Source organism: Luteimonas sp. RIT-PG2_3, assembly GCF_054902115.1.
This window is the reverse complement of sequence record NZ_JBUBPF010000012.1, coordinates 13842-29010: the sequence shown is the minus strand read 5'-3', so window position 1 is coordinate 29010 and position 15169 is coordinate 13842. Positions and strand designations below refer to the sequence as shown.

The window sequence follows — 15169 nt, the reverse complement described above, 5'->3', positions numbered from 1 at the left end:
GGCAGCGGAGGGCTCCTCTCGGAACCGCCCACTTCTCCCACCTGGTCCAGCGCGGAAAGTATACCCGCACGCCGATGCGGCGTGCCTGCGCGGCGACCGCGGTCGCCGCAACACATGGTCGACGCCCGACGCGGTTGATGCTGGAACGGGCGCGTGCAGACAGGGCCATGCATGCAGGCATGGGTAGGCCGTTGCTGCCCGCCGGGCAGGTCCCGGTCCGGATCGCAGGCCCTAGAATGGGTGTCCCTGTCGTCCGCCTTGCCAATGAATACGCCTTCCGAGCCGAGCAGCCTTCCCCACGCGTCCGTCGCCATGGCCGGACGCCCCGCGGCGACGGGCACGGAGTGCCGGCGATGACGGCACCGGTGGTGGTCTCCACTCGCCGGCTGGCGCTGCTGCTGGCCGGCCTGGCGATGTTCGGGCCGTTCTCGATCGATGCGATCTTCCCGGCCTTCCCGGCGATGGCCGCCGACATGGGCGTCGACAAGGTCGGCATCCAGCAGACGATCAGCGTCTACCTGGCGGCCTACGCGCTGATGAGCCTGGTGCACGGCCCGTTGTCGGATGCGATCGGGCGCAAGCGCGTGATCCTGGCGGGTCTGGTGGTGTTCATCGCGGCCTCGGTGGGCTGCGCGATGGCCCGCGACCTGCCGACCTTGCTGGTGTTTCGTGCGTTGCAGGGATTGTCGGCTGGCGTCGGCCTGATCGTCGGGCGTGCGGTGATCCGCGACGTGTTCCATGGCGATGACGCGCAGCGGGTCATGAGCCAGGTCTCGATGATCTTCGGCGTCGCCCCCGCGATCGCGCCGATCATCGGCGGCTGGTTGCTGGGCTGGGGGCGCTGGCCGTTGATCTTCTGGTTTCTGGTGCTGTTCTCGGTGGCGCTGCTGATGGCGACCTGGCGCTGGCTGCCCGAGACGCACCTGCAGGGCGCGCGCATGCCGTTGAAACCGGCGCGGCTCACCCGCGACTACATCGCGATCGCGCTCAATCCGCGCTTCCAGCGCCTGGCGGCCGCGGGCGCGTTCAATTTCTGCGCCCTGTTCCTGTTCATCGCGTCGGCGCCTGCGTTCGTCATGGACATCCTGAAGCTCAACGAGCGCCAGTTCGCGTGGTTCTTCATCCCGATGATCGGCGGCATGATGCTGGGTGCCTTCGTGTCCGGACGCGCGGCAGGGCGCATCAGCGGCGTACGGCTGGCCAACATCGGCTTTGGCTGCAGCGCGGTAGCGGTGGCGCTCAATGTCGGCTACAGCCTGCTGGTCGCGCAGCCGACGGTGCCGTGGGCGGTGGTGCCGATCGCGCTCAACGCGTTCGGCATCGCGCTGGTGTTCCCGATCCTGACGCTGGCCGTGCTCGACATGTATCCGCGCCAGCGCGGCTCGGCGTCGTCACTGCAGGCATTCACCGGCCTGGTGCTCAACGCCGCCGTCGCGGGCGTGTTGTCGCCGATGATCAGCCACGATCCGCTGTACCTCGCGCTGGCCGCAGCGTTCTTCATGCTGGTCGGCTGGGTGTTCTGGCGCTGGGAACTGCAGCGTGGGCATGGCGGTGCCGACAAGCCGGGCTCGCCGGCGATCCTGGATTCCACCGACCATCTGTAGCGGGTGCGGTGCGGATCTGGTGGTTCCGCACCGCCCGATTTGCACCCATAGGCGCGAACCGTGATGCTGACCGCGCGCGTGACGCGCGTGACTTCAGGATGACGTACCCATCGCGACGATCGCCGCGCTCAGGGTGTCGGCGGAATCAGCGGTTGCGAGCCATTGCGACGAATCGGCGTGGTCGACGGTGTCGGCGACAGGTACTGGCTCAGGCTCGGGTAGACCACGTCGAATCGCGAGTACCAGTCGCGATTCTGGGTGTTGCTGGTCGAACCGGAGTTCGCGCAGGAAGCATTGCCGCCATAGAGTCCGCCGCGCAGCCGGTAGCCGCTGGCATCCAGCGTGAACAGGCCCGAGCCGCTGCTGCCGCCTTCGGTGGTACCACTGGTCCAGGCCACCATGTGATGCTCGTTGTCGGTGCTGAGCTTGAGGCCGGATGAAACCTTCTTGGCGTCGCCGGACGGATGGTGGATCGCCAGGATGCCGGTGTTGTCGCCCAGCGCGGCCGAATCCCACCCGGAGAACTCCGCACCCGCTGGTGCCGGGTTGCGCAGCCGCAGCAGCATCGCATCGGTGACGGCATCGGCATGCATCAGGTCGGCGCCCCCCGACAGCAGCAGGGTTGCGGCCTGCACGCCGTTGCCGCAGGCGGTCGCCTCGTAGCCCCAATAGGTATTGAGGCTGTTGGCGACCTTGGCCATGTCCTGGACCGGCACGCCTTCGCTGCCACCGGCAAAACAGTGGCGCGCGCTGTAGAACCACGGGACCTGGGTGTCGGCGACGGTGTCGGCCAGCAGGGTGCCGGTGCAGATGTAGGTCCCGTAGACGGTGCCGCTGGTGTTGTAGAGGTTGTAGACCATGTGCGCCACGGCGTTCTTGGCGCGTACGAAGGCCGAGCCCAGCTCGGGCACGCGGCAGGCGGTGTCGACATTGCAACTGGCGGACTCGCCGATCTTCTCGACGATCTTGAACTCGCCGCGGCTGTTGGCAAGCAGGTGCGTCAGCTCGGGCGCGTGCACGCGCACCGTGCCAGTGGCGACGCCCGGCGGCAGGTAGATCTCGATGGTCTGGGTTTCGCCATCGGTGACCGGTGTCCAGAACACGCCGCGCGCATCGGCCAGCCGCGAGACTTCGGCGCCGCTCAGCACGCTGGAAATCGCCACCGGGAGTTCGGAACCGCCGAAGCGCAGCTGCGCCAGCGGATGCATCGCGTCCAGCTTCAGCCCGACACGCAGACCCAGGGCGACTGGTGAGGTCACGTCGATCCGCGCCACCGCACCACCGTCTTCGGCGGTGGTCCATTGCAGCGCGGGCAGGCGGCCGGCGCTGCTTTCGCTGCCAGCGCTGCGGGCAATGCCGATCTGCTGCGCCTTGAGCACGCCCTTGGCACCATCCTGGTTGTTGCGATGCAGGGCGACGATGCGCGCCAGCGGCAGCTCGCGGTAGGTCAAGGCGGTGGCAGGGCGTGTCCTGGCCACCGCCGACTTCCATTGCAGCGCGGCGGCGGGCGGGGTCCAGCTGCGCTCGTGGCTGGCGCGCTCCGCGGCGAAGGCGTCGGACACCATTCCCGGCGCAAGGACTGTGGCGGCCACCAGGGCCAGGTGACGTGGACGCAGCATGGCGGACTCTCGGCGGGACTCTCGGTGGGATTCTCGTGGATCCGGCCGTGCCGGACTCGCGCCATCATAGCCAGTTGGCCGCGGCGGGATCGCTGACGGTCGTCGCATCATTCATGCCCCGGTGGCAGGCGCGGGTATGCTTGCCATCCTGACGCCGCGCCAGCGCTGGCCCCGTGCCTGTCGGACCCGTTCAAACGCCGCGATCCCCCCTGCTGCCGCCCGCTGTTGCCTAGGAGAATTGTCCGATATGTCGATCCAGTCCAAATCCCGCCGCGATGCGCGCAAGCGCGAGGCGATGCGCGTGCGCAACCGGACGCGCGCCTCGGCGCCGAAGATCGAGCCGCATGCGGAGCTGCGCGACAGCGACGGCAACCTGCTGGCCGGCATCGTGCGCAAGGCCGACGTCTGGGTGCTGGGCATGGATGGCAGGATCGCCGGCAGCTCCGACAGCGCCGCGCAGATGCTGATGCTGATCCGGCGCGCGCAGCGCCTGCACGATGCGCAGGGCGTGCCGGTGCGGCTGGTGTTCTCCGACGAACTGCGCGACAACGCCGAGCTCGAAGCGGCGGTGCATGGCCTGGACCTGGCCGCCTATGAGCAGCGGCTCGAGGCCGAGATGCAGGCTGCGGCGCAGGACACCGGCAGCATCGATGCCCACACCGATGAAGAGGCCGATGACAACACTGCGGCCGAGGTGGTCGCTAAGGATGCCGACGCCGAGGCGTCGGCGGAAAAGCCCAGCGCCCCTCACTGAGGCGCCGTCGGTTCAGTCCGGAGTGGACGCCGCGCGGCGACGCTGGGCGACCCGCGCGGCCACGGCGTCCAGCATGCCGTCGAGTTGGGCACGATCGAGCACGGCGCCGTGCTTGACCAGCGCATGGATCCTGCGGGTCGCGGTGATGTCGGCAACGGGGTCGGCGTCGAGCAGCAGGATGTCGGCGATCTTGCCGGCATCGAGGCTGCCGTAGTCGCGCTGCTGCTTCAGGAAACGGGCGCCATGGATCGTGGCCCCGCGCAGTGCGTTCAATGGCGTGATGCCGTAGCGGACCAGCCAGCCGAGTTCGTCGTGCAGGCCGATGCCCGGATAGTTGAATGAATTGAGGTAGCCGGCATCGGTGCCGGCCAGCACGACGACGCCTGCCTCCTGCAGCAAGGGCAGGGTGGTGCCGGCGACCGTCTCGAAACGATGGTGGCGGCGCGCGATCTCTTCGGGGGAATCCTTGCCCGCGCGCTCGACCCGCCAGGCGTAGGTGGCCTGCAGTTCGGGGCCGATGTACTTCAGGTACGCGTCGTCGCGATGATCGTCCTGGTCCAGGTAGGCGACCACGCGACTGCCGTTGAGCGTCGGCACGACGACGGTGCCGCGTTCGGCCAGGCGACGGTAGGTCGCACGCGCACGCTCGGGATCGAAGCTTGCGTTCCATTGCTCGTAGGCGTCGCGGCTGGACAGCGTGCCGTCGGCGATCGCGGCCCCCAACGAGGCCTCCAGCGGCGAACCGGCCTTGAAGAGGTAGTCCAGGTGTTCGATCGAATCCAGGCCGGCGGCGCTGGCGTCATCGATGGTCAACCGGTACGGCACGTGCGCCGACGTGGTCAGCCCGCGCTTGTCGGTCTCGCGCAACGTTTCGAGGAACAGGCCGGTGTCCAGCGTGTTGTCGGTGATCTTGACGAAGTCGACCTGCATTGCCTGCAGGCGGTCCAGTGCCGCCGTCAGGTCCTCCGCGGAGCCGACTTCCAGCACGCCCTTCCAGATCGGCTTGCGTCCTTCGATCTTCGGGCCGGACGTGAAGATCCGGGGGCCGGCACGTTCGCCGCGGGCGACGTCGTCACGCCAGTCCAGCACCTCACCGGCAAGGTCGCCGGCGGCATCGCGCACGCCGGTGATGCCATGCGCAAGGTACAGCGGCAGCAGGTCGAGATTGTCCTCGACGGCCGCCGGTCCGCCACCGAAATGGACGTGCATGTCCCACAGCGCCGGGATCGCGTATTTGCCGCGTGCGTCGAGCGTGCGCTCCGGCGCATAGCGCCCGGTCTCGGCGTCAGGCAGCACCGCGACGATGCGGCCATCGTCGATGGCGATGGCATGTTGGTTGCGCCAATGGCCATCGACGATATCCAGCACGTCGGCGCCCCGCACCAGCAGGTCGATCCGCTCCGCCGCCCATGCCGGCATCAGCGCGCAGGCGACGGCGAGCATGCCGATCCGCATGCCTGCGCGTGCCCGGTTCAAGCCCGCCATACTCAATCGCGCTGTGCCCAAGCGCGCCGTACTCAAGCGCGTCCGGGCGTGGCCGGCGCTGCGGGCGCCGCCGCCGTTTCGTTCCAGCCGCAGGTCTTGCCTTCGTTCTGCGTCTTCAGCCAGTCCTGCAGCGGCGCGAAGTATTCCAGCACCGCCGAGGCGTCCATCTGCTCGCCACCGGTCAGTTCCTTCATCGTCTGCTGCCAGGGCTGGCTGTTGCCTTTGCTGAGCATCGTCCAGAACTTCTCGCCGGCCGCCTTGTTGCCGTAGAAGCTGCACTGGTACAGCGGGCCCTGGTAGCCGGAGGCATCGCACAGCGCCTTGTAGAACTGGAACTGCAGCACGTGCGACAGGAAGTAGCGGGTGTACGGCGTATTGCCGGGGACGTGGTACTTGGCGCCGGCATCGAAGAATTCCTCGCCGCGCGGCGTTGCCGGGGCCACGCCCTGGTACTTGGCCTTGAGCTGCCACCAGGCACGGTTGTAGTCGGCCGGCTTGATCGAGCCATCGAAGACGCCCCAGCGCCAGCGGTCGATCATCAGCCCGAACGGGAGGAACGACACCTTCGCCAGCGCCATGCGCATCTGCGAATTGATCAGCGCCTCGTTGCTCGGCTGCTGCTCGCCGACCAGGCTGATCGACTGCAGGTACTGCGGCGTCATCGCCAGCACGATGGTGTCGCCGATGGCTTCGTGGAAGCCGTCATGCGCGCCTCCCTGGAACAGCGGCGGCAGCTTGTTGTAGGCCAGGTAATAGTAGACGTGCCCGAGCTCGTGGTAGATCGTGGTGAAATCTTCTTCGTTGGGCTTGATGCACATCTTGGTGCGCACGTCGCCGCCCATGTTCATGTCCCATGCGCTGGCATGGCAGATCACATCGCGATCGCGCGGCTTGATGAACTGGGTCTTCTGCCAGTAACTCTCGGGCAGCTTGGGCATGCCCAGCGAGGTGTAGAACTCCTGGGCGCGTTCGGTCATCGCGCGCGCACTGTCGAGCTGCGCCTGGCGTGCGACTTCGACGCGCTTGTCGGTGTCGATCAGCGCATTCTGCTTGACCAGCAGGTCGTTGAGGCCGGACTGGTACTGCTTTTCCAGGGTCCCGGAGATGTCGAGATTGCCTGCCTGCGCCTCGCTGTACGGCGCCAGCACGTCCCACAGGTTGCCCCAGTCCTGTTGCCACATGTTGCCCATCAGGTGCGCAGGCAGCAGGCCGTTGACCGAGCCCCGGCCGGGATAGCGGGCTTCGAGCTTGGTGCGCGTGTAGCAATGCAGCTGTTCGTACAACGGTTTGACCTGTCCCCAGAGGCGATCGGTCTCGGCAGCCAGTTCGGCCGGCGACATGTCGTAACCCGAACGCCACATTTCGCCGGCATCGGCATAGCCGAGTTCGCGCGCGCCTTCGTTGACCAGGCCGGCGAAACGTTCGTAGTCCGGGCGCATCGGCTGCGCGATGGTATGCCAGCCCTGCCAGGCATCGAGCTGCTGGTCGTAGTCGCGATTGCTGCGCAGCACGTCTTCGAGTTCGCCGAGCTGGCGGCACTGCTTGGCATCGCCCTCGGTCTTGCAGTAACTGCCTGAGCCGTAGGCGCCTTCCATGCGCGTCGCGATCTGGGTCAACTCGGTCAGCTTGGCCGGATCCTTCGGGGCCGGCATCGACGTGGCCAGCTTCAGCAGCGTGATCGCACGCGCGGTCTCGGGCGACATCGGCTGGCCTTCGAAGCGCTTGGCCTGCTCGATCCAGCCGTTGAGCGTGGTCAGGTACTTCTCGTTGCTTTTGGCGGCCAGCAACTGGCTGTCGTCATTGATGTAGGTATTCGACAGCCATTGCGCGGCGGTCAGTTCCGGGTACATCGCCTTGTATTCGGCATTGACGCGGGCGATGAACTGGTCCGCGCTCTCGCCCGGCTGCGTGGCCGGCGGCGGGGTCGCGGTGGTGTCGGCCGTGGGCTCGCGTTTGCACGCGGACAGGGCGAGGCTTGCCGCGACGGCAAGGGCGAGCAGGGCATGGCGATGGTTCACGGCGGCTTCCTGGCGGTGCGCTCAATGCGGAACCGGCAGGCTAGAGCGCGTGCCACGCGGCTGCAAGTGCAGGCGCCGACCGGTGATCGGAAGACATGCCTGGCGCGTCGGCATGTCGCCGTGTGCGAATGCCCGGCGTCAGTCGCGCAGCAAGCGGCGGGTGTCTGCGTCGACCAGTCCTGCGGCCGCCAGCCAGCGCCAGGCGCTGTCGGCGTCGCCTTCGACATAGTCGCGGGCCGAGCCGTTGCGGAAGGTATAACCCCAGCGATCCATGTCGGCCAGGATGCGGGCGGCGCCGACGCCGGGCAGGGCATCGCCGAGCAGGGACTGCAGCACGCAGACCGCGTCTTCTTCCTCGACCGAGTCGGTGGCGTCGGTATGCACGGCCTGGCGGCGCTCGGGCGGCAGCACGATCAGGTGGCAGGCCTCGTGCAGCAGCGAATGCACCGGCGTGTCGCCGCGCACATAGACGGTATGGCCGATCAGTCCGGCCTCGGGTTCGCCCCAGTAGCTGCCCGGGATGGCGGCGCCGTCGGCGACGCATTCCAGCGTCAGGCCATAGCGGTGCAACAGGTTGGAAACGTCGGCGGCGCGGATGTCGCGCAGGCGCAGCACGTCATCGTCATCGCGGTCGCTGGCAGGGGAGGCGGGCATCGTAGGCAGGGTGCGATCGCAATGCGGGGCCGGGCGCGACGCCGCCGGAGATCCGGCGGCGTGATGGTGCGGGTGCGGGCGGCATGACCGGGTCAGGCTGCCGAGAGCGGGGCCGCACATGGCGACCCACTCAGATCGAAGCGCTCAGATCGAAGCGCGTTCTTCCGGCAGCGCGACCGAGATGTCGAGCACGTCATGCTCGCCATCCTTGACCAGGTCCACCTTGACCGCATCGACGTCGATGCTGACGTACTTGCGGATCACTTCCAGCAGCTCGCGCTGCAGCAGCGGCAGGTAGTCGGGTGCGCCACGATTGGTGCGTTCCTGCGCGACGATGATGCGCAGTCGCTCCTTGGCGATCGACGCGGTGTTCTTCTTGACCTTCAGGAAATCGAACAATCCCATGCCCTCAACCCCCGAAGATCTTGCTGAAGAAACCCTTCTTCTCAGCCTGGATGAAGCGCATCGGGCGATCTTCGCCCAGCAGTCGCGCCACCGCGTCGTCATAGGCCTGGCCGGCGTTGGATTCGCCATCCAGGATCACCGGTTCGCCCTTGTTGGACGCATTGAGCACGTCGCCCGATTCCGGGATCACGCCGATGGTCTTCAGGCCCAGCACTTCCTCGACGTCCTTGATCGACAGCATCTCGCCGGTCTCGACGCGTGAGGGGCTGTAACGGGTCAGCAGCAGGTGCTCCTTGACCCGCTCGCCGTTCTCCGCGCGCTGGGTCTTGGACGCCAGCAGGCCGAGGATGCGATCGGAATCGCGCACCGACGACACTTCCGGGTTGACCACGACCACGGCCTGGTCGGCGAAGTACATCGCCAGGAACGCGCCCTTCTCGATGCCGGCCGGGGAGTCGCAGAGGATGTACTCGAAGCCGTCGTCGGACAGGTCCTTGAGCACCTTCTCGACGCCTTCGCGGGTCAGGGCATCCTTGTCGCGGGTCTGCGACGCGGCCAGCACGTAAAGGTTGTCGAAACGCTTGTCCTTGATCAGCGCCTGCTTCAGCGAGGCTTCGCCCTGCACGACGTTGACGAAGTCGTAAACCACCCGACGCTCGCAGCCCATGATCAGGTCGAGGTTGCGCAGGCCGACGTCGAAATCGATGACGACGGTGCGCTTGCCGCGACGTGCGAGGCCATTGGCGAGGCTGGCACTGGACGTGGTCTTGCCGACGCCGCCCTTGCCCGAAGTGATCACGATGATTTCAGCCAAAACACATCTCCTGTTGAGATCGTCAGTCCAATGCCGCGATCTTGATTTCGTCTCGTTCCAGCCAGACCTGCACGGCCTTGCCGTGCAGCTCCTTCGGGATGTCTTCAAGCACTCTGTAATGTCCGGCCACGGCCACCAGTTCAGCGTGGAAACCGCGGCAGAAGATACGGGCCTGCTCATTGCCCTTGGCGCCGGCCAGCGCGCGACCGCGCAGCGGGCCATAGATATGGATCGAACCGTCCGCGATGACTTCGGCGCCGGCGCCGACGGTCGACAGCACCGTCAGGTCGCGGCTGTCAGCGTAGACCTGCTGCCCTGAACGTACCGGCGCGACATGCATCAGTCCAGGCTGCGCGGCGACCGCCTCGGCCTGCCTGGCTGCGGCGGAACGCGCCGGCGCAGGGGCAGGCTCGCGCGCGGCAGGTGCCGGCGCGGGAGCGGTGTCGGCGGGCGTGCCGTCGGCCCGTTCGTACTGGGCGCGGAACTTCGACAGCAGCGGCAGACCCAGCGCGATCGACAACTGCTCGTTGTCGTTGCTGCCATAGGCCAGCGCAACCGGCAGCACGCCGGCCTCGCGCAGCGCGTCGAGCAGGGCCTGTGCGGTGGCGACGTCCGGCGTACCCGGCAGGCCGCCGAAATCGACGATCACCGCGGCGCGTGCGAACAGCTTGGGCGCACGACTGACGCGGTCGCGCATTTCCTCGCCGAGGCGGGCGACGTCGAGCGTGCGGATCCGCAGGTTGGCGACGCCGACCTGGCCGATCTTGAGTTCACCGGCAGGCTCGAAATCCATCGCGGCGGGTGTCGCGGAGCGGTTGGCCATGCTTACGGACGTCCCGCTGCGGCGGCGGACGCCAGGCTGCGGCGCGGCTGCGCCAGCCAGGGCGCATCGGGCAGGCTGTCGCCGTACTGCTCGCGGACCCAGGCATAGCTGCACAGTTCCTTGGTCAGCATCGACGCGCGGATCTCGCTGTCGGGCATCACGTGCTGGCCGATCTCGCGGAAGCCGATGCTGCCGTGGAACAGGCGCACGGGGTCGTTGTCGTGTTCCAGAAACACTTCGCAGGCCAGCAACGGATAGCGCAGCTCGGCATAGCTCTGGACGTCGGCGTAGAACGCCCGGCCGACGCCACCACCACGGCGGCGGCTGGAGACCACGACGCGATCGATGTAGAAGAAGTGCGGGCACTGGCCGCGGAACCACTGGAAATTGCTGCTGTCGTGGTCGGCGTCCGATCCGAACCCGACCAGGAAGCCCGCCAGGTTGTCGTCGCGCTCGGCGACCCGGAAGTACTCGGCGGCCTCGTAGAAGTAACGAAGGCGAGCTGCATCCAGCGACAGGATCGCTGGGCCGGCGGCGTTGTTGAGGGCAAGGATGGAATCCAGCTCGTGCTCACGCACGTCGCGGACGACAATCGACATTCCTGACTCCAGATAGGTGTTGCGATACCACCGAGGACAGGCTGGACCGGCGGCGGGACGGCCTGGCCACGAGGGCCAGTGTCGGCAATGAGCGCGATTATCGCATGTCGACCGCCCCACGACGACAACGCGTGGGCCCGTGGCGTTCATCGCCGCGCCGGGTGGGCCGGGCCATGGCCGCTGGCGTGGCGGCGAGGCCGGTGGTCCGGGAAGCGGGGCGGCGGGACGGGATCGGGGAGGGACGCCGGTCGGCCGGACCCATGACTTTCGAGGCTCCGCAGGATGCCCGGCAACGCCTACCATGGGCGTATGCCTTCCCGCCTCAACCATATCCGACTGCTGCGCTACGCCGGCCTGTTCACGTGGGCAATGGTCGGCCTGCCCCTGCTGATGCTGTCGCGCCCGCAGGACCTGCCGCCGGAGCTGGCCGAGGCGGCGGCCTTCCAGCTCGGCTGGCAGCCCTGGCTGGCCTGGGCGGTGTTCGGCGCCAGCTATGCCTGGCTGACCTACAAGCTCGATGCGCGCCGCACCGGCTTCTTCGATTACCTGATGCTGGCGCTGATGACGTTCAGCGCGATCGTCATCAGCTATTTCAGCGGCAGTGGCCTGGGCAGCATCCTGCTGATGGTCGTGGCCTGCGTGCTGCCGTGGCGGCTGCCATTGCAGATGGGCATCGTCTGGCTGCTGGTCAGCGAGCTGGTGATCGTGCCGGTCTACGCGCGCTTCCTGGGCCTGTCGTGGACCGAGGCGGTAATGCAGTCGATGCTGTATGTCGGCTTCGCCGGCTTCGTCTATGTCATCAGCCTGGTGGGGCGCCAGCAGGCGATGGCCCGCGACGACCAGCGCCGGCTGAATTCGGAGCTGCGGGCCACCCGCGCGCTGCTGGCCGAGAGCGTGCGCGTCAACGAGCGCACCCGGATCTCGCGCGAGCTGCACGACCTGCTGGGGCATCACCTGACCGCGCTGAGCCTGAACCTGGAGGTCGCCAACCACCTGGTGCAGGGCAAGGCGCAGGAACACGTCGGCCAGGCCCATACGCTGGCCAAGCTGCTGCTCAGCGACGTCCGCGAGGCGGTCAGCCGGCTGCGCGACGACGACGCCATCGACATGCGCGCGACCCTGCTGCCGCTGGCCGACAACGTGCCCGGGCTGCGCGTGGAGATGGACATGCCGCAGGCCTTCCTGCTCGACGACCCCGAGCGCGCGCATGTCCTGCTGCGCTGCACCCAGGAACTGATCACCAATGCCGTGCGGCATTCCTGCGCCGCCCGCCTGGGCCTGCATTACCAGGTCGACCATGCCCAGGTCGTGCTGGACGCCAGCGACGATGGCCGCGGCGCCGAGGCGGCCCAGGCCGGCAACGGGCTGATGGGCATGCGTGAGCGGCTGGCGGCCTACGGCGGCACGATGACGATCACCACCGCGCCCGGCAGGGGCTTCGCGGTGCGACTATGCCTGCCGCTGGACAATGATCCCTCCGCCGCCTGCGCGCCCCCCACGGTCGCCGCGTTGCCGGCGAAGCCCGTTCCCTGATCGGCTCCCTACAGCTCACCCGAAGGATAGAACCATGATCCGCATCTGCCTGGTCGACGATCAGAACCTGGTCCGTCAGGGCATCAAGTCCCTGTTGGCGCTCGATGGAGAGATGGAGGTCATCGCCGAAGCCGGTGATGGCAAGCAGGCGGTCGAGCTGATTCCGCAGGTCCGGCCCGACGTCGTGCTGATGGACATGCGCATGCCGGTGATGTCGGGGCTCGAGGCCCTGCAGGCGCTTGCCAAGGCCTCGGCGCTGCCGCCGACGATCATCCTGACGACCTTCGACGACGACCAGCTGGTGCTGGCCGGGCTGAAGGCCGGTGCCAAGGGCTACCTGCTCAAGGACGTGTCGCTGGAGCAATTGGTCGGCGCGATCCGCGCCGTCGCCGCGGGCGGCTCGCTGGTGCAGCCGGCCGTGACCCAGCGCTTGTTGACCGGGCTGGAGCAGATGCGCAACGAGTTCGTCAGCCTGGAGCGGCCCGATCCGCTGACCGAACGCGAGACCGAGATCCTGCGGCTGATGGCGGGCGGCTTCTCCAACAAGGAGATCGCCAACTCGCTGGGCGTGGCGGAGGGCACGATCAAGAACCACGTCTCCAACATCCTGTCCAAACTCGGCGTGCGCGACCGGACGCGTGCGGTCTTGAAGGCATTCGAGCTGCAGCTGGTCTGAAGGCAGGATGCCCCGCCCGCCGTAGCACGGCGGGCGTTCATCGGTACCGCGAGGCGTTGCCTCGCAAGCGGTACCCATTCACCCTGTCCAAACTCGGCGTGCGCGACCGGACGCGTGCGGTCTTGAAGGCATTCGAGCTGCAGCTGGTCTGAGCGCAGGCCTGCCGACAGTCTCCGTCCAGTGGCGGGGGCTGTCGATGGCAGTCTCAACTGACGCTTTTTTAACATCATCGGGTGCCTTCCACCCTGGTGAAGCGCATTTCAGATGATTTGAATGCGCGTTGCCGCTCGCCGGCTCTGGAACAACTTGTTACGATTGGCCTTCTGTGCCCATCGTGAGGCCAGGATTGGTCCTGGAGAACCCTGAATGACCCGTTTGCTCGAGCTGTTGATTTCCACTGTGATCGTTGCCGTGTTGTTTGGTGTGGTGGGACTGCTCCTGCCTTCGAGCCGTTCCCTTACCGAGTCGGTTGAGACCAACCGTCGCCAGAGCATCGTGTTCGACACGATCAACAGCTTGCGTCGCTTCAAGGACTGGAACCCCGTCGTGTTGCGCGATCCCGGTGCGCAGCTGCAGCTGTCCGGTCCGGATGCCGGCGTCGGCGCCAAGGTGGACTACACCTCGAAGGTCGAGTCGATCGGCAAGGGCAGCTGGGAGATCGTCGAGAGCGACCAGGACGAGCGCGTGCTGTTCAAGCTCGAGAATCCGCAGCGCGGCAGCGACAAGCGCATGGAGTTCACGCTGACGCCGACTGGCCGCAACAACCGCAACATCCAGATCACCCAGAAGTACGACGTCACCTACGGCTGGAACCTGTTCGGCCGTTATGCCGGCCTGTACGTGAGCCGCAACGTCGGCGACGACGTCAAGCTCGGCCTGGGCAAGCTGACCAGCATGCTGGCGTCGGTGCCGAACGTGGATTACCGCGTCGAAGGCAGCAAGCTGCGCGATCTGGCCACTGCCGAACTGCCGCCGGAGAACCTGCTGGTCGTGTTCGCCGGTGCCGTCGAGCGCAACAACCAGATCATCAAGGACTCGATGAAGGCCAACATCGAGTGGATCAAGCGCACGATGGACGCCAACGGTCTTGAAGCCGCCGGTCCGGTCCGCATCATCTCCACCGAACTGGGTCGCGAGAACTACACGTTCGACGTCGCCCAGCCGGTGCGCAAGAAGAGCGGCGCCGCTGCGGCGACCACGACGCCGGCCGAAGGCGAGACCGCAGCCGCGCCGGCACCGGTCGCGACGACCACCGTCGACGACGGCGAGCTGACCGGCCTGGAACTGCTGGGCCCGGTGACCTACACCCGCACCAAGGGCGGCCGCGTCGCCAAGGCCGCGTACACCGGCTACATGGCCGAGCTGGACAACGTCCGCAGCGCGGTGCGCGCCTGGGCGATGACCCAGGGTTACGAAGTCACCGACCGCCCGTACGAGTTCTACAAGAACGGCGTCGACGAAGCCTTCACCGAGAACGGCGAGTACGAGGTCTACTGGACCCTGAAGCAGTAATCACCCGCTGTTCCATGCCGTTGTTTCCGACACGCCGCATCCCTGGATGCGGCGTGTTGCGTTTGAGGAGTCCGTTATCGTGATGTCGCTGGATGTTCCGCGCGTGCCCGGTTCGCGCCGCGCGATTTCCGCCATGGGTGCAGTGCTGGCCGCTGCCGCCGTCGCGCTGTCGGCCTATGCCGCGCATGCGGCGCAGGGCGTGGTGCAGAGCAACCTGCAGACCGCGGCGATCATGGCCTTCGGCCACGGCATCGCGCTGGCCGCGCTGGCCCACCTGTTGCGCGGTTGGCTGGGTCTGTCGGCCCTGCTGGCGGTGCTGTCGGGCTGCCTGGCGTTCTGCGGGGCGCTGGTGTCGAAGTATGTGTTCGGGGTCAGTCTCGGGATCGCGCCGTTCGGTGGGAGCCTGATGATCCTGGGCTGGTTGCTGTGCGCCGTGGTGCTCGCGATCAGGCGCTGAGCGACGCGGGCGTCGCCGGGTCGATGCGGTCGACGCGATGACCCGCGCGATGCGGTCGCCGTCGTCCGGCAGCGGCCCGGTCGTTGCCGCGCAATCGTCGCGTTCGCAGGACGCATTGCGGGCCGCGCATCGCGCCATCGCTTTCAGTGTTGACCCGGATGGCGGTCACGTCGACGCGACGTATGCTCGCCCTGCCACGCGCACGGCGTCCCGGCG

The 15169-nt window shown here is 67.4% G+C and carries 14 protein-coding genes; 6 read left to right on the top strand and 8 right to left on the bottom strand.

Annotated features, from left to right (window positions below; all coding sequences use genetic code 11):
* Positions 1–353 precede the first annotated feature (353 nt).
* Positions 354–1604, top strand: a complete 1251-nt coding sequence (locus tag ACYX7E_RS16050) for a multidrug effflux MFS transporter (RefSeq protein WP_462081605.1) — start codon at positions 354–356, stop codon at positions 1602–1604.
* A gap of 128 nt (positions 1605–1732) precedes the next feature.
* Here ACYX7E_RS16050 and ACYX7E_RS16045 read toward each other — a convergent pair whose 3' ends face one another.
* Positions 1733–3223, bottom strand: coding sequence for a trypsin-like serine peptidase (locus tag ACYX7E_RS16045; protein ID WP_462081604.1), 1491 nt, complete (start codon positions 3221–3223; stop codon positions 1733–1735).
* A 247-nt stretch (positions 3224–3470) separates the two neighbouring features.
* Between ACYX7E_RS16045 and ACYX7E_RS16040 the strand changes: the two genes are divergently transcribed.
* Positions 3471–3977 (top strand): hypothetical protein, encoded by a 507-nt coding sequence (locus ACYX7E_RS16040; protein ID WP_462081603.1) that lies wholly within the window; start codon positions 3471–3473, stop codon positions 3975–3977.
* A gap of 12 nt (positions 3978–3989) precedes the next feature.
* On the opposite strand, the gene ACYX7E_RS16035 is transcribed toward ACYX7E_RS16040, so the two are convergent.
* The 7 genes from ACYX7E_RS16035 to ACYX7E_RS16005 form a co-directional block, all read right to left on the bottom strand.
* Positions 3990–5462: an amidohydrolase family protein gene (locus ACYX7E_RS16035; RefSeq protein ID WP_462081602.1), complete on the bottom strand. Its 1473-nt coding sequence runs from the start codon at positions 5460–5462 to the stop codon at positions 3990–3992.
* A 32-nt stretch (positions 5463–5494) separates the two neighbouring features.
* Positions 5495–7480 (bottom strand): M2 family metallopeptidase, encoded by a 1986-nt coding sequence (locus ACYX7E_RS16030; protein WP_462081601.1) that lies wholly within the window; start codon positions 7478–7480, stop codon positions 5495–5497.
* Between the two features lie 138 nt (positions 7481–7618).
* The gene (locus ACYX7E_RS16025; protein ID WP_462081600.1) at positions 7619–8134 is read right to left on the bottom strand and encodes a hypothetical protein; all 516 of its coding nucleotides are present in this window, start codon (positions 8132–8134) and stop codon (positions 7619–7621) included.
* A 144-nt stretch (positions 8135–8278) separates the two neighbouring features.
* Positions 8279–8539, bottom strand: a complete 261-nt coding sequence (gene minE / locus ACYX7E_RS16020) for a cell division topological specificity factor MinE (RefSeq protein ID WP_462081599.1) — start codon at positions 8537–8539, stop codon at positions 8279–8281.
* Positions 8540–8543: 4 nt separating this feature from the next.
* Positions 8544–9353: a septum site-determining protein MinD gene (gene minD, locus ACYX7E_RS16015; protein ID WP_462081598.1), complete on the bottom strand. Its 810-nt coding sequence runs from the start codon at positions 9351–9353 to the stop codon at positions 8544–8546.
* Between the two features lie 22 nt (positions 9354–9375).
* Positions 9376–10176, bottom strand: a complete 801-nt coding sequence (gene minC / locus ACYX7E_RS16010) for a septum site-determining protein MinC (protein WP_462081597.1) — start codon at positions 10174–10176, stop codon at positions 9376–9378.
* A gap of 2 nt (positions 10177–10178) precedes the next feature.
* Positions 10179–10775 carry a GNAT family N-acetyltransferase gene (locus ACYX7E_RS16005; protein ID WP_462081596.1) on the bottom strand — a complete coding sequence of 199 codons (597 nt, stop codon included), beginning with the start codon at positions 10773–10775 and terminating at the stop codon, positions 10179–10181.
* Between the two features lie 309 nt (positions 10776–11084).
* On the opposite strand from ACYX7E_RS16005, the gene ACYX7E_RS16000 reads away from it, so the two are divergent.
* From ACYX7E_RS16000 to ACYX7E_RS15985, 4 genes are all read left to right on the top strand, one after another.
* A complete protein-coding gene (locus tag ACYX7E_RS16000; protein WP_462081595.1) occupies positions 11085–12308 on the top strand; it encodes a sensor histidine kinase in 1224 nt (407 codons plus the stop codon).
* Positions 12309–12342: 34 nt separating this feature from the next.
* The gene (locus ACYX7E_RS15995; protein ID WP_462081594.1) at positions 12343–12984 is read left to right on the top strand and encodes a response regulator; all 642 of its coding nucleotides are present in this window, start codon (positions 12343–12345) and stop codon (positions 12982–12984) included.
* A gap of 366 nt (positions 12985–13350) precedes the next feature.
* On the top strand, positions 13351–14496 hold the full coding sequence (locus tag ACYX7E_RS15990; protein WP_462081593.1) for a polyketide cyclase: 1146 nt from the start codon (positions 13351–13353) through the stop codon (positions 14494–14496).
* Positions 14497–14578: 82 nt separating this feature from the next.
* A complete protein-coding gene (locus ACYX7E_RS15985) occupies positions 14579–14953 on the top strand; it encodes a DUF423 domain-containing protein (protein WP_462081592.1) in 375 nt (124 codons plus the stop codon).
* The last annotated feature ends 216 nt before the right edge of the window (positions 14954–15169 follow it).